The following is a 21680-nucleotide window of genomic DNA, read 5'->3' on the forward strand; positions in this document are numbered from 1 at the left end:
GATTGAAGAAAGCCCTGAAGGGCTTACTACTGAAGGAGTGAAAAATGAGTTATAAAATGGATCGGCGGGCTTATGCGGAAACTTTTGGGCCGACGGTGGGCGATCGCGTTCGGTTAGCGGATACGGAGTTAATAGTTGAAGTGGAAACAGACTATACAAATTATGGGGATGAGGTGAAATTTGGGGGCGGAAAAGTAATTCGAGATGGGATGGGACAGTCTCCAATTTCCCGTGCAGATGGGGCGGTGGATTTAGTGATTACTAATGCTTTAATTATAGATTGGTGGGGGATTGTTAAAGCAGATGTGGGGATAAAAGATGGAAAAATTTATAAAATTGGGAAGGCGGGAAATCCCTATATTCAAGATAATATTGATATTATTATCGGCCCTTCTACGGAAGCGATCGCAGGGGAAGGAATGATCCTCACCGCCGGGGGAATTGATAGCCATATTCACTTTATTTGTCCTCAACAAATAGAGACCGCCATTGCATCAGGAATTACCACAATGATCGGGGGTGGAACTGGCCCGGCAACGGGAACAAATGCCACCACTTGTACTCCGGGTGCATGGAATATTTATCGGATGTTAGAAGCGGCGGAAGCCTTTCCGATGAATTTAGGATTTTTAGGCAAAGGAAATAGTAGTCAACCCCAAGGTTTAGTCGAACAAATTGTGGCGGGGGCGATGGGTTTAAAACTACATGAAGATTGGGGAACGACTCCGGCGACAATTGATACTTGTTTAACAATTGCTGATCAATATGATGTTCAAGTTGCTATTCATACGGATACTTTAAATGAATCGGGGTTCGTAGAAACAACGATTGAAGCGTTTAAAAATCGGGTAATTCATACTTACCATACCGAAGGGGCTGGAGGCGGTCACGCACCGGATATTATTAAGGTTTGTAGCCTGAAAAATGTCCTACCTTCTTCTACAAATCCCACCCGTCCCTATACGATGAATACCTTAGAAGAACATTTAGATATGTTGATGGTTTGCCATCATTTAGATCGAAATATTCCAGAGGATGTGGCTTTTGCTGAGTCCCGAATTCGTCGAGAAACTATTGCCGCCGAAGATATTTTGCATGATTTAGGGGCATTTAGTATGATTTCTTCTGATTCTCAAGCGATGGGAAGGGTGGGAGAAACTATTATTAGAACGTGGCAAACAGCCCATAAAATGAAAGTACAACGGGGGCTATTAACTGACCCTGAAAATGCTCAAGTAACCCATGATAATTTTCGGGTAAAACGCTATATTGCTAAGTATACCATTAATCCAGCGATCGCCCATGGAATTTCTGATTATGTGGGGTCAATTGCTGAAGGAAAATTAGCAGATTTGTGTTTATGGAAACCTGCTTTTTTTGGGGTGAAACCGGAATTAGTGATTAAAGGCGGGTTAATTGCTTGGGCACAAATGGGGGATGCTAATGCTAGTATTCCTACTCCTCAACCTGTCTATGGTCGTCCGATGTTTGGGAGTTTTGGAAAAGCAATTTCATCTACTTCTTTAACCTTTATGTCTCAAGCGGCTTTAGATGCCAAAATTCCCGAACAATTAGGGTTAAAAAAACAATGTGTTGCGGTTTCTGGTACTCGAAATATTAGTAAAGCGGACATGAAATTAAATGATGCCTTGCCAGAAATTGAGGTTGATCCTGAAACCTATCAGGTCAAAGCAGACGGGCAATTATTAACCTGTGAACCTGCGGAGGTTTTACCAATGGCGCAGCGTTATTTCTTGTTTTAGTTTTCGACAGATTTCGACAGATTTCTACAGATTCCGATAGATTAAAATCTATCGCTACACAGACAAAACCCGCCTGCGCGGGTTATGAAATCAAATATTAGCGATATTCTATCCTTTAATTATACCCTATTCCCTCTTTTTTAAGGAGGGTTATGGGTTATAATTTTTTTAACCGATCTAAACAAAGTTGATGGGAAGAATTAAGTAAAGATTGCCATGCTAATAATACCACTCCTAATGTTCCTAAAGCTGTGGCTGAGGCGATCGCAAAAATTATAATAATTTGATAACGCACCGCATCTAAAGGGTTTGCACCCGCTAAAATTTGACCCGTCATCATGCCGGGTAAACTGACAATTCCCATTACCATCATTGAGTTAATCATCGGGATCATTCCAGTTCTAATTGCGGCTTTAATTTCTTCGTGGGTTGCTTCCCAACGGGTTGCTCCTAATGCTAATAAGGTTTCGATTTTTTGGCGTTGATTAACTAAGGATTCCATGAATCTATCTAATCCTAAAGAAATCCCGGTGAGGGTATTTCCTAATACCATTCCCAATAAAGGAATAAAATATTGCGGATCATACCAAGGTTGCACTTGAATAATTCCCAAGGTGGTTAAATTAGTAATCAAAAATGATGATATAAAAACTGATAATAAACTTCTCCAATAAATTCCAGCGAACCTCCGAGAAGTTCGATTAACACCAGAAATTCCCGCAATTGTTGTCATGATCATTGCTAAAGCAATAACCGGAAGGGGTTGGGATAAGGCAAATAGCCAATTTAATACATATCCAATTAACAATAACTGCACCACCATTCGCAAACTGGCAACAACTAACGATTGAGCTAGACCTAATTTTAGTCCTAAAGATAAGGCAATATTAATCACAATGAATAATACAGATAGGGCTAATTGTTCTACAGTAATCGGAATATAACTACTAGACATTTTAGGATGAATGAGATATAATTATTGATCAGAAATTAATTCTTGTTGAACTTGAGTTACCCGATGCAATTGTTTAGAATCATGACTTGTCCAAATACAAGCTCGTTCTGGGTTTTCAGTTAACCAACGTTGAATTAAAGATTCAACTTGTTGCGTGGTTTTAGGGTCTAAAGATGCGGTAGGTTCATCTAATAATAACACTAAGGGATCTAATTGTAATCCTCTAATTAATGCCACTAATTGTGTTTCTCCTCCTGATAGATTTTGGGTAGATTGTTGGAGAAAATCAGGCGATCGCCCCAGATATAAAAACCAGTTTTCTACCCGTTGCGGATTATAATATTTTTGATGATGAACCGATAGATCATAAATCCTTTTTAAATTTGTTTCTACAGTTCCTTCTAATAATACCGAACGTTGATGTAAATAAATAACTAAAGAACGATATTGAGGGATATAACATTGGGTTAAAGACCGATTTCCCAGTTTAATTTCGCCTTCATTAATGGGATCTAAACCTGCTAAAGCCCTCATTAACAGGGTTTTTCCGGTTCCTGTAGCCCCAACTAAACCCAAACACATCCCGGGGGACAATACCAAATTAACCCCTCGCCAAACCCATCGAGACTGAATTTTACGACCAAGATTAATCGCTGATAATTGGCTCATTGGATATTACGAATTATACTTTTCTATTCTATCAAAAACTTAAACCGATTGATACAATTCTAAGTAATTTCTTATTTGTATTCATAGTAAAAAGTGAAACAACTTTTAGGAAATAAAGATTAGGAAACAAGTCACACCGCTAAAAATCGTTGGATGACTTCTTGACTTAAATCTTTTGTTGCACCAGAAGCCACAATTCCACCTTTTTGCATAGCATAATAACGGTCAGCTTGACGAACAAAATGCAAATGTTGTTCGACTAATAAAACGGATATTCCTGTTGTTTGAATAATTCCCCGCACCGCCGCTTCAATCTCTAAAATAATTGAAGGTTGAATCCCTTCTGTGGGTTCATCTAAAACTAATAATTGCGGTTTTCCCATTAACGCCCTAGCAATAGCTAACTGTTGTTGTTGTCCGCCACTTAAATCTCCTCCCATGCGGGATAACATAGTTTTTAAAACTGGGAATAATTCAAAAATTTCATCAGGAATTTCTGGTTTTCCTTTCGGTCTTTGGGCTAATGCTTCTAACCCTAATAATAGATTTTCTTTCACTGTCACCCTGGGAATAACTTCTCGTCCTTGGGGAACATAACCAATACCTAATCTAGCCCGTTTATCCGTTGAAACTTTATTAATGGGTTGACCTTTGAAATAAATCTCTCCAGTTTTGGGTTTGAGTAACCCCATAATACTTTTTAATAAAGTGGTTTTTCCCACGCCATTCCGCCCAATTAAACATACCATTTGTCCGGGGGAAACGTTTAAATCTACATCGCGTAAAATATGACTTTCCCCATAATAAACATTCAATCCAGACACTCTTAACATAATATCTGGCGGTGCTACAGATTCCATAACTGCTCCTTCTGTTCTTCCGATCATTTTGAAATTCTCCTAATAATTAAAATTAAAATTTTCTATTATCTTAACTCTTAGTCATAGCCCCCGCTTACCAAGGGGGGTTGGGGGGTATTAATCCTCCTCTTGTTTACCCAAATAAACCTCAATCACCCTGGGGTCATTTTGAACTTCATCCATATCTCCTTGACATAATACCGAACCTTGATGTAAAACCGTCACAGTTCTGGCAATTTGTCGGACAAATTCCATATCATGTTCAATCACAATAATCGAGTGACTTTCTGCTAATGCTAACAGCAAATTACCCACATTTTCCGTTTCTTCATCCGTAAGTCCCGCCACGGGTTCATCTACTAATAATAAATCGGGAGATTGTGCTACTAACATCCCAATTTCTAACCGTTGTTTTTCCCCGTGAGACAGTAACGCCGCCGGAAAATCGGCTTTAGCAATTAACCCAATTGTATCTAAAAGTCCCGCAACGTTTCTAATTTCTGGCCCTGTAGTCCGTTGAAATAGGGTGGGAAATACATTTTTATTGCGGTTACAAGCTAAACCTAAATTATCTCTAACTGTTAAATTTAGATAAATTCTAGGGGTTTGAAATTTCCGCCCAACTCCAAAACAAGCAATTTGATATTCGGGCATTTTTTTTAAATTACGCCCTTTAAAAAATACCTGTCCGCTCGTGGGTTGAACTTTTCCGGTAATCACATCCAAAAAAGTAGTTTTACCCGCTCCATTGGGGCCAATAATTACTCGCAATTCCCCCACATCCATACTAAATGTTAAGTGATTGAGGGCTTTGAATCCATCAAAACTGACGGTGACATCATTAATTTCTAAAATTTTAGCATTCATGGTTTTAATCTTTGGTTATTTTCTGTTCAAATTCCTCTCTTTCTAACTCTATTTCCTGGTCTTCTTCTAAACTGGGATAGGTCGCCACGGGCTTAGGAAATCCGAATAAGGCACGAATTTTATCAAAGCTAAAGTTTCGTACCCATCCCACAATTCCATCGGGTAATATTGTCACTACAATTAAGAATAATGCCCCTTGAAAAAATAGCCAAACTTCGGGGAATTGTTCACTTAATACGGTTCTTCCTAAGCGGACTAATAGGGTTCCTAAAATTGCCCCAATTAAACTTCCTCGCCCTCCCACAGCCACCCAAATCACCATTTCAATAGAAAAGGCAACATCCATCGCATTCGGGGTAATAATTCCGGTTTGGACGGTATACAGAGCCCCGGCAATTCCGGCAAATGCTCCAGAAATTGCAAAGACTAAAACCTTAAACCAAGTGGGATTATAACCGGAGAATCTCAACCGAAATTCATCATCTCGAATCGCAATTAATAAATTACCAAACCTTCCACTGGTTAACCAACGACAGATTAAATAGGTAGCAATTAAAAACAGAATTGTGATTTCATAAAATGCTAACTGAACAGGGGCAGAACCGACAACAAATCCAAATATTTTATCGGTTTCGGTTTTTAATCCGTTGGTTCCATTAATTAGTTGTTGTTGACCATTAAAGAAGTTAAAGAATACGATTAATGCCGCTTGGGTAATAATCGAAAAATATACCCCTTTAATTCGATTTCTAAACACTAAATACCCTAATAATCCGGCAACAATCCCCGGAATAATAATCACGGCAAATAGGGTAAAGGGAAAGGAATAAAAGGGTTTCCATAACCAAGGTAAATCATTCACCCCATAGAGAGTAAAAAAATCGGGGATTTGTCCGGGGGGAAGTTGCAATTTTAGGTACATGGCTAGGGCATAACCCCCTAAAGCAAAAAAGATCCCATGTCCTAAACTCAATAATCCCGTATATCCCCAGATTAAATCAATTCCTAATGCTGCAATGGCTAAGGCGAGAAATCGACCCAATAATTGTAACCGAAAAGTAGGTAAGATTAGGGGCATAATTATGGCAAAAAACAAGCCAAGTGCCATAATTATTGACCCTTCAATCAGCTTTTTTTTGTGTTTCTGCTTCTGGGTTTTAGGTAGAATAACATCATTATTCATAGTTCAGCCGTTCTCCCTTTTTGTGGAAATATTCCTGATGGTTTAACTTGTAAAAAGGCAATAATTAATACAAAAACTAATACTTTTGCCATACTGGTTGTGGCAAAAAAGTTGAAAAAATCAACAAAGAAAGGCGCGGCGTTCATGTTGGTTAATAATAACGCTAGAGTTCCTGAGCCGATTAAATAACTGGTAACACCAATGGCGAAGGAAGCAATCACTGTTCCCAGGAGATTTCCTACCCCGCCAACCACCACCACCATGAAGGTATCAACGATATAATTTTGTCCTGTATTGGGGCCGACTGAACCTAATAATGTAATCGCACATCCGGCAATTCCTGCGAGTCCTGAACCGATGGCAAAGGTCAGGGCATCAACGGTATCGGTGGGGATACCTAAACAGGCGCTCATGGTGCGATTTTGGGTGACTGAACGAATCCTTAATCCCCAGTTAGATTTGTTGAAAAACCAATAAATTCCGATTAAACAAAGTATCGTTAAAACAATAATAAAAACTCGGGCATAGGGAATCTGAAATGTGCCTAATTCTAATCCCCCTCGCAACCAAGGAGGAGCAGTAACATCGACGTTTCTGGCACTAAACCAAGGTTTTGATAGGGCTTTTTGGCTTTGTCCAATTATTAATCCAATGGTTAGACCGATTCCTGATGATAATAGGAATAAAACTGAAACCGCCCACTTTTGAATATTCTCCCAATTGGGACGTCGCCGCAGTACCCATAATCCCCCAAAAAATAGTAGACAAAAGATCACAATTGCGATCACAAAGGTGGTACTCACACTGCGAACCAATTGTTGCAAAATTAAACTAACTCCCCAAGTTGCTAATAAGGTTTCTAAGGGTCTTCCGTACAAAAATCTAATTACACCTCTTTCTAATGCTAATCCCGCTAAGGCTGTGATGATAAAGGCAATCGGAATTGCAAAAAAAATGTAGGTACTAAACAGAGATTCGCCGAAGGATTTGAATATATTTTGCACTACAAACGTTGTATAGGCTCCTAACATAATTAATTCCCCGTGAGCGAGGTTAATTACACCCATGAGTCCAAAGACAATAGCCAACCCTAATGCTGCCATTAACAGCACTGAACCAATGCTAATTCCATTAAAGATGGCAATTAATAAATCCTGCATTTTTTAAGAAAAATTCTAAATTAGGTCAGAAAACTGAAAGTTCCTTGATCTTTTCTAAGGGTATATCTCCCTAAATCCCCTTAAAAAAGGAGACTTTGACTTCTTTAATTTCCCCTTTTAATAAGGAAGACTTTAACTTCAAGTTCCCCCCTTTTAAGGGGGGCTAGGGGGGATCTAATCTAGGGTTAATTATGTCGTTTCCATTTTGTATTTTTCCCCTTTTTTGGGATCTGTCCAGTCACAACCAAAGCCTTTTGTGGCGGGAACAAATTGGTTCCAGGGAACTGGATCAACGGGGCCTTCTGTTGCCCAAACAATGTTAAATAATCCATCATCCCGTACCTGTCCCATCCGCACGGTTTTAGAAATATGATGGTTAGGGAACATCGTAACTTTGCCGCCAGGAGCATCGAAACTTTGACCGATAGCAGCTAATCTAACCTTATCTAAATCATCGGCTGTTCCCGCTTTTTCTACCGATTGTTTCCACAAATACACCATCAAATAAGCGGCTTCCATCGGGTCATTTGTCACCCGATCTGGCCCATATTCGGCTCTAAATGCTTCTACCCATTTCTTATTAATGGGAGTGTCAACGGTTTGGAAATAGTTCCAAGCAGCATAGTGACCTAAAAGAAAATCTTTACCAATTTGTCGCACTTCTTCTTCGGCAATACTTACCGACATCACCGGATATTTTTCCGGGGTCATTCCCGCCCCTTGTAACTGTTTGAAGAAAGCTACATTACTATCTCCATTTAAACTATTAAAAATTACACCGCCATTGGGTAATGCTTGTTTGATTTTAGTAATAATTGGAGTAACTTCCGTATTCCCTAACGGTAAGTAATCTTCCCCTACTGTTGTGCCGCCAATGGCTGCTAATTGTTCCTTAATAATATTGTTAGCTGTGCGGGGAAAAACATAGTCAGAGCCAACTAAGAAAAACTCCTTACCCTTATTATCAAATAACCATTGTACGGCAGGTTCAATTTGTTGGTTAGGGGCGGCTCCAGTATAAAAAATGTTTTTAGAACATTCTTGACCTTCATATTGAACCGGATACCATAACATATGATTTCTGGATTCAAAGATATCTTTTACCGCTTTCCGACTGGCAGATGTCCAGCACCCAAAAACCGTGACAACCTTATCTTGATCGATTAATTTTTGGGCTTTTTCGGCAAAAGTTGGCCAGTCAGAAGCACCATCTTCAACTACGGCTTCAATTTGTTTACCGAGGACGCCACCATTGGCGTTAATTTCTTTAATGGCTAACTTCTCTGCTTCAACAACCGTGGTTTCACTAATTGCCATTGTTCCACTTAAGGAGTGAAGAATTCCCACCTTAATTGTATCGCCATTACTCGTAGGGGTTGCTGTGGGAGTTGCGGTGGAGGTTGAGCTAGTGGTATTATTGGTAGCAGGGTTGGCACATCCTTTCAGAAACAGGGTGCTTCCAAAGGCCGCCGAACCATAAACCAAGAATTTGCGTCTACCGAAATTTTTTTTCACGATGACTATTTAGCGATTTTACTTAAAATTTTCCTCGAAGAATAGGCTACTTTCTTTACCATATCTATAACCATGAGTTGGTTAAATTGAAACATCGAGCAGTAGATAAAAACACTTAAAAATTAACAATTTACTGCAATTCGATGAAGATATGGTATGGTCAATTTCCTATTCAGGCTTCGTATAATAAAGGAGTTTTGCATAGTAAATTGTAGTCTACAATACAAAATATTAATAATTAATAATCAAACCTTAGAAAAATCAATGACTCTTTAAATCAGTTGATGAGCTAGAGTATTTATTACATCAGCTTTTAAATGAAGGAGAGTTATTTTTTAAATGAGGACGTAAACTTAAAAACAAAGGTAATGCTATAATCACAGTTTAAATAAACAACAGCTTAATCAAAATATGAGCAAAAAAACCGAAAAATATGGGTCTTGGAAATCTCCCATTACCGCCGATTTAATCGTAGAAGGAACCGTTGGACTCGGTGGTTTAACCTGGGATGGGGATAATATTTATTGGACAGAAGGACGGTCATCAGAAGCGGGACGCAGTGTGATTGTTCGTTTGACTCCTGATAATCAATTAAGTGATGTGACTCCTCAGTCTTTTAATATTAGAACTCGGGTTCATGAATATGGGGGGGGTTCCTATATTGTTAATCAAGGAACAGTTTATTTTTCTAATTTTGTTGATCAACGTCTTTACAAACAGAACATTCAAGGAGAAAATACACCCTATCAAATTACTCCCAACCCTATCACCCCAGAAGCAGAATATCGTTATACGGATGGGGTAATTAATACTCAAAATCAACGGTTAATTTGTGTTAGAGAAGATCATACCGAAGGGGGAGAACCTGTTAATACCATTGTCAGTATTAATCTGAATAATAGTGAGGATATTCGGGTTTTAGTCGAGGGTAATGATTTTTATGCCTTTCCTCGTTTAAATCCCGATGGTAACAAATTATCTTGGATTTCATGGAATCATCCAAATATGCCTTGGGATGGGACGGAATTATGGGTTGCTGAGGTTAATTCTGAGGGGTTATTAGGAGAAAAAGTATTAATTGCGGGAGGTTTAGAAGAATCTATTTTTCAACCCCAATGGTCGCCAGATGGGGTGTTATATTTTGTAAGCGATCGCTCGAATTGGTGGAACTTATATCGCTATACTGGAAAGATAGAACCTCTATATCCCATGGCTGCGGAATTTGGTTTACCGCTTTGGGTTTTTGGAATGTCAACTTATGGGTTTAGTTCCGCAGAAAAGATTATTTGTACCTACAGTAAAAATGGGAATTGGTATCTAGCAAGTTTGGATACTAAAACTCTGAAATTAGAGGATATTGAGATACCTTATACTGCTATTGATGGCTTAACTGTTTCAGGAAATCAAGTGTTATTTATTGGCAGTTCTCCCATAGAAAGTAGTGCTATTGTGCAACTTAATTTAGACACGGGAGAACTCGAAGTATTACGACGTTCTAGTCAAATTGTACTAGATAAAGGCTATTTATCCGTACCTCAACCAATAGAATTCCCTACAGAAAATGGGAAAACTGCCTATGGATTTTTCTATCCTCCTCAAAACAAAGATTATCAAGTTTCAGAGGGAGAAAAACCGCCTTTAGTTGTTAAAAGTCATGGTGGGCCAACGGCGGCTACTTCTAGCAGTTTGAGCTTAAAAAATCAATACTGGACAAGTCGAGGATTTGCGGTTTTAGACGTCAATTATGGGGGAAGTACGGGTTACGGGCGGGAGTACCGTCAACGGTTAAATAAAAGTTGGGGAATTGTGGATGTGGATGATTGTTGTAACGGGGCAAAATATCTGGCAGAACAGGGTTTTGTGGACGGAAATCGAATGGCAATTGCGGGCGGAAGTGCGGGCGGTTATACTACTTTATGTGCTTTAACATTTAAGGATCTATTTAAGGCGGGGGCTAGTTATTATGGAGTCAGTGATTTAGCAGCTTTAGCAACGGATACCCATAAATTTGAATCCCGTTATTTGGATGGTTTAATTGGGATTTATCCAGAAGAAAAGGCTATTTATCAACAGCGTTCTCCGATTTATCATGTTGATAAATTATCCTGTCCGGTGATATTTTTTCAGGGTTCAGAGGATAAAATTGTGCCTCCCAACCAAGCAGAAATAATGGTAGAAGCGTTAAAAGCGAAAGGAGTTACGGTGGAATATGTTCTGTTTGAAGGAGAGCAACATGGCTTCAGGAAAGCGGAAAATATTAAACGTACTATTGATGGTGAATTTGGTTTTTATGCCAAAATTTTTGGTTTTGAACCTGCAAAATAAACCAATTTAACTGTAGGGGTAATTCATGAATTACCCCTACATATAGGGTTACATCCCCAAATTTGCGTAAGTCCCGTATATAATGGTCTATAAACAGATAGCATGAATTATTATGTCTGTCACACCGATTCAACCTCCTACGATTGATTTAACTGAAGTTATTACCGAGGATGATACTCCTGTGGATAATTTTTTATCTGCAAAGTTACAGCGTTTATTAGTTGAATGTTTATATAGTTCTTGGCAAAGATTAGGAGAAAATTCAACATTTTTAGCTGATGCAAATGTGGGTATTTTCTATGCACTCCGTCATCCTCCCATTGTACCCGATGTATTTTTATCTTTAGATGTGGAAGTTCCGCCGGATTTTCGAGAAAAACGAAATCGGACTTATTTTATTTGGGAGTTTGGAAAACCGCCCGATGTGGTGATTGAAATTGTTTCTAATCAAGAAGGAAATGAACTCGGAAGTAAGTTAATTAATTATGCCCGGATGCGGGTAACATATTATGTTGTGTTTGACCCGTTACAACAATTGGGCGATATTTTATTACGAGTTTATGTTCTACGGGAGGGAAACTATCAATTATTGGAAACAACAGAAATTGAAAATCAATCAATATTTTGGTTAGAACAAGTTGGTTTAGGATTAACTATTTGGTCAGGAATATATGAAGAAAAACAGGATTTTTGGTTACGGTGGTGTGATGATCAAGGGGTGATTATTCCCACCGGAAAAGAACGGGCTGAACGGGCTGAAAAATCTCGGCGTAACGCTATTCCTCGGTTACGAGAAATGGGGTTAACAAACGAACAAATTGCTGAAGCGTTAGGTTTAGATATGGGAGAGGTTTAACCCTCTTTTATCAACGTTTTCTCAAATTTATTTAGAGGATAGTGAAAAATGAAAATAGAATCTATTACAGTCCAAAAATTCAAGCGATTTGATAATCTTGAAGTTTCTTTTAAAAACAAGACGCTTCAAGAGGTTACAAATCGCTTTCTGATACTGGGTGATAATGGTACAGGGAAAACAACACTTTTGCAGGCAATTGCGCTTCCATTAGCACTAGCGACTAAACAGCGTACAACAGTATATGATTTCGATTGGGTGGGTTTTTTGCCCGGTCGTTTTTTTGCTTGGGGTTCTCCACATATTGAATTAGAAATATCATTTGAAGATGAGGAACTTGAGGCAACAAAATCAGTCGCCCAAAGATGGTATGAGGCACAACCCATTGAATTTCGTCCTCAGAATTTTGTTGAACCGGGGAATAATCGCTTAGTTAAATTAATTTTGAATGGTGAATACTGGAAAGTTGGAGAAAATAATGATCAGCAAGAACGCGCTCAGTTTCAAGGACGTTATTATGCTCAAAAATTATTGAACAGAGATCCATCGATTCGCTCAGAATTCTCGAAACTTCCCGGTATATTCTGGTTCGATCAGTTTCGGAATCTGGGTTCAAAACCAACTCCAGAAAGTGGCGGAGATGGTTTTAGAGAGACTGCTGCTGAAATCTCATTTGAGTCGGGAGTTGGGCGTTTGCGTCAATATTTAATTCAATGGAAACAATGGAAGCAATGGAAACAAAGACCACAATCTTACAATTATTCAGTTGACTACCTTTCGCAATTAGAGATGCTTTACAAGAAGGTTTTTCCAGATCGTTCATTCATCGGTATAGAATATCAACCGAGTCATGATTCTCCAACCGAACAAAATACTTATTTCACACTGAATGATGGGCATAGAACCTATGACATTGTTGAAATGTCAGCAGGAGAACAGTCTGTTTTTCCGATGTTATATGAAATCGTTAGACAGCAAATCGCATACTCAATTGTTTTGGTAGACGAAATTGATCTAAACCTACATCCACCTGTAGCACAACTTTTAGTTAATCAACTTCCTAAAATTGCCCCTACCTGTCAATTTATTTTGACAACACACTCTGAAGCTGTAAATAACATGATTGGTGAAGCAGAAACCTACCGCTTGCCAGGAGGTTCTTTGTGTCTATAAATATACTTTATTGTGAAGGAGGAAACAAAAGTCCTGATATTCGTGTTCTAACGAATATATTGTCTGGATCGTGTGGATCAATTAAACCTGCTGGGAGTAAATACGGTCTTGATCGGCAAATTCTTTTCATCCGGCAACAGAATCTTCTGCCTAGTTCTGTTGTAGTTGCTGTGAAAGATAGAGATTTTGATAGTGATGATTCACTACCTCAAAACACCCCTCGAAATTGGTCAGCTAGAGTCAACAACCAAACGATTCAAGTTGGTTGGTCTTGGGAAAGAAAAGAGATTGAAAATTATCTCATTGATCCTGAAGTTGTATCACGTGCGCTTGGTTCAAAAGCTCCGCCAATAGATGACTATCGTGAGGCACTTGAAGAATCTGCCAGAACCATTGCAGATTATACTGCGGCTAGAATTGCGCTGTCTCTTTCTCGTCAACGACTTTTACCACTTCAGAACTGTTGGGGAAATACAGGGGGTCAACACCCATTTCCAGATGCTCTCAGCGAGTTAGACTGCCGTACTGGAATACAAAATATTGTGAATAACGAAGATGTTTGGACTTGGTTGCCAGAATGGGAGGAACTTAGGCAACAGGTTCAAAACTTTAGTTATTGAGTTAGTTTCTCTGATAATAACCTTCAAATATCTTTAGACACAGAACGCCGTTTTCTGATTCCTTTGGTTAAAATTGCTAATAAAAATCCTGTTAAAAATGATAATTCTAAAGCCGGATTTTGAGTAGTTAACAGGAAAGACCCAACAATTGAAATAGCAGCTACCGTGTAAACAATCTGTTTGGGTTTCATTTTTTTAACCTTAAAGATCACAAAACTAGACAAAATGAATTATAATAAACTCTGTAGAAAGGCTAAATTTAACCTTTCTCAAGAGATAGGAGACTTCTAAAATTCGATGACTACAAATTCCCAACGTTATCATATTACAACTTTCGGCTGTCAGATGAACAAAGCCGACTCAGAACGCATGGCTGGCGTTTTAGAAGAAATGGGCTTTGATTTTACCGAAGATCCCAATGATGCTAATGTGATTCTTTATAATACTTGTACAATTCGAGATAATGCCGAACAAAAGGTTTATTCCTATTTAGGAAGACAGGCAAAACGCAAACAAAAAGAACCGAATTTAACCATTATTGTCGCCGGATGTGTTGCCCAACAGGAAGGAGAAACCTTACTGAGTCGGGTTCCTGAAATAGATTTAGTCATGGGGCCACAACACGCCAACCGTTTACAAGACCTATTAGAACAGGTATTTCAAGGCAATCAAATTGTTGCCACAGAACCCATAGAAATCATCGAAGATATTACTAAACCCCGTCGAGATAGTGAGGTAACAGCCTGGGTTAATGTAATTTATGGTTGTAATGAACGGTGTACTTATTGTGTGGTTCCCAATGTACGCGGGATTGAACAATCGCGCCGACCGGAAGCTATTCGGGAAGAAATCGAAGAATTAAGCCGTTTGGGGTATAAAGAAATCACCTTATTAGGGCAAAATATTGATGCCTACGGCCGCGATTTACCCGGTTCAAGTCCTGGCGGTCGGAATTTATATAATTTCACGGATTTATTATATTTTATTCATGATGTTCCTGGCATCGAACGGATTCGATTTGCCACCAGTCACCCCCGTTATTTTACAGAAAGATTGATTCGGGCTTGTGCGGAATTACCGAAAATTTGTGAACATTTTCATATCCCCTTTCAATCGGGAGATAATCAGCTTTTGAAGGCAATGGCGCGGGGCTATACTCAAGAAAAATATCGCCAAATTATTCATACCATTCGGGAATATATGCCCGATGCTTCTATTAGTGCGGATGCGATTGTGGGATTTCCAGGGGAAACCGATGAACAGTTTGAAAATACGATGAAATTAGTCGATGATATTGGCTTTGATTTATTAAATACAGCCGCCTATTCTCCCCGTCCTGGGACTCCGGCGGCGTTGTGGGAAAATCAACTCAGTGACGAGATAAAAGCCGATCGTTTACAACAGTTAAATCGCTTAGTTTCTGTGAAGGCGGCCGAACGTTCCCAGCGTTATTTAGGCAGAATTGAAGAAGTGTTAGTTGAAGGTACAAATTCTAAAGATACTTCTCAAGTTATGGGACGCACCCGGGGAAATCGTTTAACCTTTTTCTCAGGAAATTTAGCGGAATTGAAAGGTCAACAGGTGAAAGTGAAAATAACCCAGGTAAGACCCTTTAGTTTAACTGGGGAACCTGTTGAGTTGTGTATACCTGTATGACCGCTAAAAATGATTTGAGATTGGTGATTTTATCCTTGGGTTTGGGGTTGGTATTAACGGGGATGGGCGTCCGGGCGATCGCCTGTCAAAATTCGTCGAATAGACCCCCCCAACCCCCCCTTACCAATGGGGGGCTAAGTTCTGACTCTAACTCTCTTAACAATGGGGGGCTAAGTTCTGACTCTCTTAACAATGGGGGGCTAAGTTCTGATTTTCCTCCCTTTACCAAGGGGGGGACACAGGGGGGGTCTATTCCCCAACCACAAGCAAATGGAGATTATCGGAGATCGCCCCATTCTTCCTGGAAAATAACCCAATCTAATCCTCAAGGAATTGATTGTCGGATGTTAGGAAATACCAATTATTCGCAATTGGAAAATCCTAGCAATAAAACCGAATTAAATATTGAAAATTGGCCTGTGGTGGGAAAACTTCCCGCAGGACAAGACTTTGAAATCAATTTAGGCCCGGCGGGGTTTGGTGTGGTTTACGATACTAAACAGCAACCTTGGATTTATGTTGAAAAAACCGATCAAACTAGCGATCCTTCCCATTGTTTTGTGCGAGCTAATCGGCAGTTTGTACAACCAATTTCTGCTAATTAGATTATACCATAAAAACCTGGTTTTTTTTAACAATACCGTAGTCTTTTTTTTATTAACCACAAAGGTACAAAGACACTAAGAAGGATAATCAAGGTTAAGGTATTCTTGGAAAGACTGGGTTTTTATTCATTACTAATTAATTTTACAACTTGCTAATTTTTCGGCTAAAATTTCTAGGTTTTTCCACCATTTTCCGGTGCTAACTATCCAATTGCGGGTGGGTAAATGTCCAGTGGGGGCGGATGTTTTATATTCGATGCCATAATCAGGATTATTGGGATTATAGGTTAACCATCCCACCTGCTGACAAAATTTTCCATAGTCTCCTTCCACTGTTTGATAAATTTGATTTTGGATACTAAATCCAAACCGACTATTACTATATTTTACCCAAAGATGATTAATGGTTTGTAGATCTTCACAGGGTAAATTGGCTAAATCCTGGGCGTATAAATAGGTTTTTTTAGATTTTTTTAGGGCTTGACAGAGGACAAACCAAGTTTCTTGATCCGCTTGTTTCCAACGTTTTTGAGCTAAGAGGGTTTGGAGTTGAGTATAATCGACTCCCACGGCGGATTTTAAAGGATCATTTAAGGGCTGATAGCCTAAGTTTTGTTTAATTCTCTCTAATAAATTAGGCGTTTTAGCTGGAGTTTGGACGACTTTTGCAGATGTTTTTTTAATCGGAATAACCGGTTTAACTGCTATATTTACAGGCGTTTCAGAAGATTGAATTGCTGTTAAGACTTCTTCGGCGGATTTATAACGTTGATTAATGGCGATCACAATTAATTTATTTAAAACGGTTTCTAAGCGATCGCTAATAATTTGTTGCGGGATTAAATAACTTCGCCAATTCCATTTTTCATCATGATCATCATATAATTTTCCAGGGGAAATTCCCGTGATTAAATATAAACAAGTTAGCCCTAAACTATATAAATCACTAGCGGGATAAACGGTTCCTCTCATTTGTTCAGGAGCCATAAATTCCGGTGTTCCGACAATAGTTCCACTGTGGAGTAAAGCGGTTCCTGTTAACAGTTTGGAAATCCCAAAATCTATTAAAACAATATCATTTTTATTAAAATCCGTGCTTGTTTGAAGGTCGGAATTTTCTGGGGATAAAATAGGATAAATAGTTGATTTGAGTTTAGCACTAATTTGAGCCTGTTCCTGATCTCTCATTGGAATAGTAGGCGGAATTTGGGTTAAATCTACAACCGTATCTAAGGAGTTTTCACCAGAGGAGGGGAGAGAACAACGCCGCATCAAATTAGCAGGTTTAATATCTCGATGAATAATATTTTGTTCATGAATAAATTGTAAAATAGGGAGAATTTGTTTTAAAACTTGCCAAATTTTTTGTTCTGTAAATAATCCATCTTGTTTTAATTCATCAAATAGGGTTTTTCCCTGAATATATTCTTGAATAATAAACAATTGTTTGTTTTGTTCAAAATGTGCTAATAGTTGAGGAATTTGAGGGTGTTTTCCCAATTGATCTAAACGGACTGCTTCCTGACGAAATAATTTAGCGGCGGTTTGATAATCCTGGGGGTTTTCATATTGCACAAAGAATTGTTTAATTACACAATGGGGATGGGAAGGAATTTGTTGATCAATTGCCAAAAATGTCCGACCAAAACCGCCTCTACTTAAAGGTTTTATGGCGAGATAACGGTTTTGAAGTAATAGAAATTGACCACAACCTTGACAATATTCGGCTGAGTTGAGATTTTCTGGATGAGAACATCCTACGGTCATACAATAACTCATCGCAGGTGAGGGAATATATTGTTGAGTCGATAATAACACAACTGTGAGTGTTGTTGCGCTTAAGCGCACTCTTACAAGAGGTCTTAGCAACAACAACAAACACCATTATAAATTAAAAACTTTCGCAATTTGACAAAATCCTTCAACTTCTAAACCTGCGGTAATATAACGGGGTTTATGGGTTAATTGATCCCTATATTCTAAGAGATTAGCAACTCCAATAGACTGAGGAAATAACTCAGAATTAAATAGAGTTTGATCATTAGGACTATCGCCAATAGTAAGAATTTGTTCCGGGGTTAACTCTGACCAATATTGTTGAATAACCTTTAATAATCCCGTGGCTTTGTCTTGGTTTTTAGGTTTAATATGACCTTGAACAGTGCTATAGGTAAATCCCCAACCCAATTCTGCACAGAGTTCTGTTAATTGTTGAATTTCTGATAAACTAATATTTTGAATATCAAATGTCCAATCCGTAAACCGAAAAGGATTATCTTCGGAAGCCTGGAGATGGGGATACTGAACTTGGAGAATTTGAAACGCTTGGGCTAAATTTTTACGATGTTGGGAGATAGAATTTAAAGAGATTAAAAATTGTGGCTGATCAGACTCCAAGGGATAATATAAACCGCCATTCTCGGCGATCGCACCTGTCACCGGAAGATAATTTTTTAAGGCTTGTACCCATCCCGCCGACCGTCCTGTAATTAAAATTACCGGAATTTTAGCCTGTTTTAATGCAAACAAAGCCTGGAATAAATCCGAGGTAAATTTTCCGTTTTGGGTTAAAGTTCCATCAATATCCGTTGCAATTAAACGAGTATTATCGAGTGCATTGGCTTCTATGGCTTCGCTCAATGGCATTAAGGACATGGACACAACCCCCCTATCAATGATTCAAGTATTTTAATGATCGGGGGCGGAAAAAACGGAGAGGGTGGGATTCGAACCCACGAGGAACCGTAAAGCCCCTAACACATTTCGAGTGTGTCGCATTCGACCAACTCTGCCACCTCTCCAAGTTAGAAATGATCTATATCTAATTCTAAACCACTTTTTGAATTATATCAGAGAAGGGAACCATCTGTTTGATCAAAATCTAAAGTTGTTTCAAAACCCTGGGTCGGCGTCCATTTTAAAGCCCCATCTCGACCCGTCCAGAAGATTTGAGTTTGCTGTTGATTCAGGGTTTCTACTGTTTTCGGATCAATAGAATTGGAAGAAGCGATCGCAATTTTAGGCCTTAATACGGATAAAAGTTCCGGGGTTAAGGATTCTCCCGACCACCATAATACCTGAGTTGACCTGACCTTTTGAATTAACTGTTGTTGTTGGAAGGCGGAAGTTTCTCCTAGTAATGTCCAAAGATTTTGATCAATTTTAAATTGAATTACTGGAGGTTGAGCATTTAATAATTCCAGTTCTACAGAACCTAACATAATTGGTTGACCAACAGTTAGGGAAACATAATTTCCTTTTTGTTGGGCTAAGGCTTTTAGAATGATTTCATTGGTGGCTTGATAGTTTTTTTTCGGAGTAGGATTATCATAAAAAGTTTGAATCGGAATATTTTCTAAAATCAACGGCCAACCAATACTTAAACCCAGTTGGGAATGGGTAGCTACGGCGTTATTAATAGCATTAATCCCTTGGGCATTTAAAAAGGGTAAAATTGCAAATTTAGCGGTGTTCTGACTCCCACTATTGATTAAGGTAACTTGTCCTTTTTCTTCAATCACTAAAATCGGTTCTTGAGGAGTATTGAGAAGGTTGGCTTGAAACCCTAGGGTTTTAGTATACCAACTGGGGATAATCACAATCAATAGGGCTAAGGTGACGGCAAAGAGAACAGGAATAAATTGGGTTTTTGATCGGGAAAATTTGGGGTTTGATGCCGGATTAATCCAGGTAAAATAAACCCAAATTATCACAATTAAACTATAGAGAGTTATTAATTGAATCAGGGAAATACTCCCAACTGCAATCGAATTTCCTGGCAGTTGACTAAAATATTTGGCGATTTCAATTAAACCTAAAATTGGATAATAGAGAAATTGGGCGATCGCACTTCCCAAACTGGGTACTAATAAGGCGGATAAAGCACTCGCCATCCCTCCCAATGTAATAATAGAAATCAGGGGAGATGCGATAATATTAACCAGAATACTATAGGGAGATAATACTTTAAAAAAATAGAGTTGCAAAGGTAATGTCCAGATTAGTGCTGATAAAGGAACAGCAATTAAAGATGCGAAGAAAGGGGGCATCCAATTTAATCTTTCCATTAAGGCAGGAACCGTAACCATTAATCCTAAAGTTGCTAAAAAACTGAGTTGAAATCCAATATCAAAAATCCAATTTGGATTAGCAATTAATAATAAGATAGCAACAATTAATAATACGTTTAAAGGTTTAGTTTGCCGTTGGCTTAACAGAGCAATTAATACCGCCAAACCCATTAATGTTGCTCGTAATACCGAAGGAGAAATCCCTGTTAATCCCAAATAAATCAGTAAGGTTAATAATCCCAAACTAAATCTTATCCTGGGAGAAAACTTTTGAGTAATCGCTAAAATAACTCCCAATAAAAATGATACTTGAAATCCTGAAGCTGCTAAAATATGAGCCAGTCCAACTTGAACAAAAATATCTCTAATATCGTAGGGTAAATCAACAGCTAAACGTCCTAAGACCATCGCGCTTAATAGGGAACCTTTGGGAACTCCTAATAATTGAGCTTGAGCGCGGGTAATCCGTTGGCGAATTTTCCATAGTCCCCAAGGAGGCGGTTGACTATCATCATGACTAATATAACGTCCTCGAAGTCCGGTAAATGATCCCTGTTGAGCGAGATAGTTTTGAAAATCAAATCCCCCCGGGTTAGAAGGGGGTTGAGGTTTGTATAAACTTCCAGTAATTGCTATACTTTCCCCCGGATATAATCCCGTAGCTTTTAATAGGGGAACAGTCACATAAACCAAACCACTAACATCTTTACTAACGGCAATGGTCGTATTATTATTAGTAATTTCATTAACTTGATTCACCTCTAGCCAAAATTGTCCCCGTCCTGAACGAGTTAACCGAGGAATACTGCTAACTTCTCCCCGAACCGTAATTAATAAATCTTGGCTATTTCCACTATTAATAATTAACTGACTAATATCATTTGTCGCGGGTTGAGGCGTTCTGATTTGTAAATAAACACTGGCTAAAAAAGCAATAATTCCGGCTAATAACCACACCCAAAAGGGAATTTTAGGACGGGGAATTTTAGGGATTTTATCTACAAATTCAATCGGATCAGTTAGGGCATCTTTGCGGGTTTGTTTTTGCCGAGTAAATTGTTTAATTCGAGCTTGACGGGATTGTTTTTGTTGATAAACTTGTTTTAGGGCGGTGGCTATTGCCAATATAATTCCTAAACCTAATATTGCATAATTTCCCCCAGGAATTACACCCACTAGCAAACCTAAGAGATAAGCAAAAGCCAGAATTAAAATCACCGTCTGATTCATGATATAGCAGGGAACAGGGAACAGGGAACAGGGAACAGGGAACAGCCCCCCCTAGCCCCCCGTGCACGGGGGGCTAGGGGGGGAGGGAACACCGGGGGAAAATACTTCACTGTCTGGGTTACAAGATCCGTCTGGTGTCCTAACTGCCTTGGCGGTTGCTATATGACAAAATAGGG

The 21680-nt window shown here is 38.8% G+C and carries 18 protein-coding genes and 1 tRNA gene; 7 read left to right on the forward strand and 12 right to left on the reverse strand.

The window, feature by feature from the left end; all coding sequences use genetic code 11:
- Positions 1–44: 44 nt before the first annotated feature.
- Positions 45–1763: an urease subunit alpha gene (gene ureC / locus NMG88_RS09275; protein WP_254035360.1), complete on the forward strand. Its 1719-nt coding sequence runs from the start codon at positions 45–47 to the stop codon at positions 1761–1763.
- A gap of 157 nt (positions 1764–1920) precedes the next feature.
- On the opposite strand, the gene NMG88_RS09280 is transcribed toward ureC, so the two are convergent.
- The 7 genes from NMG88_RS09280 to urtA all read right to left on the reverse strand — a co-directional run bounded on the left by NMG88_RS09280 (position 1921) and on the right by urtA (position 8975).
- Entirely contained in the window at positions 1921–2718 is a 798-nt protein-coding gene (locus NMG88_RS09280; protein ID WP_227351064.1) for an ABC transporter permease, read from the reverse strand.
- Between the two features lie 21 nt (positions 2719–2739).
- A complete protein-coding gene (locus NMG88_RS09285; RefSeq protein ID WP_042155702.1) occupies positions 2740–3387 on the reverse strand; it encodes an ABC transporter ATP-binding protein in 648 nt (215 codons plus the stop codon).
- A gap of 131 nt (positions 3388–3518) precedes the next feature.
- Positions 3519–4220 carry an urea ABC transporter ATP-binding subunit UrtE gene (gene urtE / locus NMG88_RS09290; RefSeq protein WP_214559302.1) on the reverse strand — a complete coding sequence of 234 codons (702 nt, stop codon included), beginning with the start codon at positions 4218–4220 and terminating at the stop codon, positions 3519–3521.
- 144 nt (positions 4221–4364) lie between these two features.
- On the reverse strand, positions 4365–5114 hold the full coding sequence (urtD, locus tag NMG88_RS09295) for an urea ABC transporter ATP-binding protein UrtD (RefSeq protein ID WP_026798060.1): 750 nt from the start codon (positions 5112–5114) through the stop codon (positions 4365–4367).
- A gap of 4 nt (positions 5115–5118) precedes the next feature.
- A complete protein-coding gene (gene urtC / locus NMG88_RS09300) occupies positions 5119–6297 on the reverse strand; it encodes an urea ABC transporter permease subunit UrtC (protein WP_235751860.1) in 1179 nt (392 codons plus the stop codon).
- On the reverse strand, positions 6294–7457 hold the full coding sequence (locus tag NMG88_RS09305) for an ABC transporter permease (RefSeq protein ID WP_027249663.1): 1164 nt from the start codon (positions 7455–7457) through the stop codon (positions 6294–6296). Before NMG88_RS09305 ends, urtC begins: the two co-directional genes overlap by 4 nt.
- 189 nt (positions 7458–7646) lie before the next feature.
- Complete coding sequence (gene urtA, locus NMG88_RS09310) at positions 7647–8975, reverse strand: urea ABC transporter substrate-binding protein (protein WP_071782862.1); 1329 nt, start codon at positions 8973–8975, stop codon at positions 7647–7649.
- Positions 8976–9383: 408 nt separating this feature from the next.
- Between urtA and NMG88_RS09315 the strand changes: the two genes are divergently transcribed.
- The 4 genes from NMG88_RS09315 to NMG88_RS09330 all read left to right on the forward strand — a co-directional run bounded on the left by NMG88_RS09315 (position 9384) and on the right by NMG88_RS09330 (position 13943).
- On the forward strand, positions 9384–11297 hold the full coding sequence (locus tag NMG88_RS09315) for a S9 family peptidase (RefSeq protein WP_042155696.1): 1914 nt from the start codon (positions 9384–9386) through the stop codon (positions 11295–11297).
- A gap of 112 nt (positions 11298–11409) precedes the next feature.
- A complete protein-coding gene (locus NMG88_RS09320; protein ID WP_042155694.1) occupies positions 11410–12153 on the forward strand; it encodes a Uma2 family endonuclease in 744 nt (247 codons plus the stop codon).
- Positions 12154–12201: 48 nt separating this feature from the next.
- Complete coding sequence (locus tag NMG88_RS09325; protein WP_235751857.1) at positions 12202–13323, forward strand: AAA family ATPase; 1122 nt, start codon at positions 12202–12204, stop codon at positions 13321–13323.
- A complete protein-coding gene (locus tag NMG88_RS09330; RefSeq protein WP_235751856.1) occupies positions 13314–13943 on the forward strand; it encodes a hypothetical protein in 630 nt (209 codons plus the stop codon). The genes NMG88_RS09325 and NMG88_RS09330 overlap by 10 nt, the downstream gene beginning before the upstream one ends.
- Positions 13944–13966: 23 nt before the next feature.
- Here NMG88_RS09330 and NMG88_RS09335 read toward each other — a convergent pair whose 3' ends face one another.
- Positions 13967–14134, reverse strand: a complete 168-nt coding sequence (locus NMG88_RS09335; protein ID WP_227381307.1) for a hypothetical protein — start codon at positions 14132–14134, stop codon at positions 13967–13969.
- Between the two features lie 106 nt (positions 14135–14240).
- On the opposite strand from NMG88_RS09335, the gene miaB reads away from it, so the two are divergent.
- The gene (gene miaB, locus NMG88_RS09340) at positions 14241–15599 is read left to right on the forward strand and encodes a tRNA (N6-isopentenyl adenosine(37)-C2)-methylthiotransferase MiaB (protein ID WP_042155692.1); all 1359 of its coding nucleotides are present in this window, start codon (positions 14241–14243) and stop codon (positions 15597–15599) included.
- A complete protein-coding gene (locus NMG88_RS09345; RefSeq protein ID WP_227351060.1) occupies positions 15596–16204 on the forward strand; it encodes a hypothetical protein in 609 nt (202 codons plus the stop codon). Before miaB ends, NMG88_RS09345 begins: the two co-directional genes overlap by 4 nt.
- Positions 16205–16336: 132 nt before the next feature.
- Here the strand turns inward: NMG88_RS09345 and NMG88_RS09350 are convergent, their stop codons facing one another.
- The 4 genes from NMG88_RS09350 to NMG88_RS09365 form a co-directional block, all read right to left on the reverse strand.
- Positions 16337–18022 (reverse strand): serine/threonine-protein kinase, encoded by a 1686-nt coding sequence (locus NMG88_RS09350; protein ID WP_227365032.1) that lies wholly within the window; start codon positions 18020–18022, stop codon positions 16337–16339.
- Positions 18023–18088: 66 nt separating this feature from the next.
- Positions 18089–18859 carry an HAD family hydrolase gene (locus tag NMG88_RS09355; RefSeq protein WP_042155690.1) on the reverse strand — a complete coding sequence of 257 codons (771 nt, stop codon included), beginning with the start codon at positions 18857–18859 and terminating at the stop codon, positions 18089–18091.
- A 56-nt stretch (positions 18860–18915) separates the two neighbouring features.
- A tRNA-Ser gene (locus tag NMG88_RS09360) sits at positions 18916–19005 on the reverse strand.
- A 48-nt stretch (positions 19006–19053) separates the two neighbouring features.
- On the reverse strand, positions 19054–21504 hold the full coding sequence (locus NMG88_RS09365; RefSeq protein WP_254035361.1) for a ComEC/Rec2 family competence protein: 2451 nt from the start codon (positions 21502–21504) through the stop codon (positions 19054–19056).
- Between the last annotated feature and the right edge of the window lie 176 nt (positions 21505–21680).

The sequence above is a fragment of the Planktothrix agardhii genome (genome assembly GCF_904830935.1).
GTDB lineage: Bacteria > Cyanobacteriota > Cyanobacteriia > Cyanobacteriales > Microcoleaceae > Planktothrix > Planktothrix agardhii.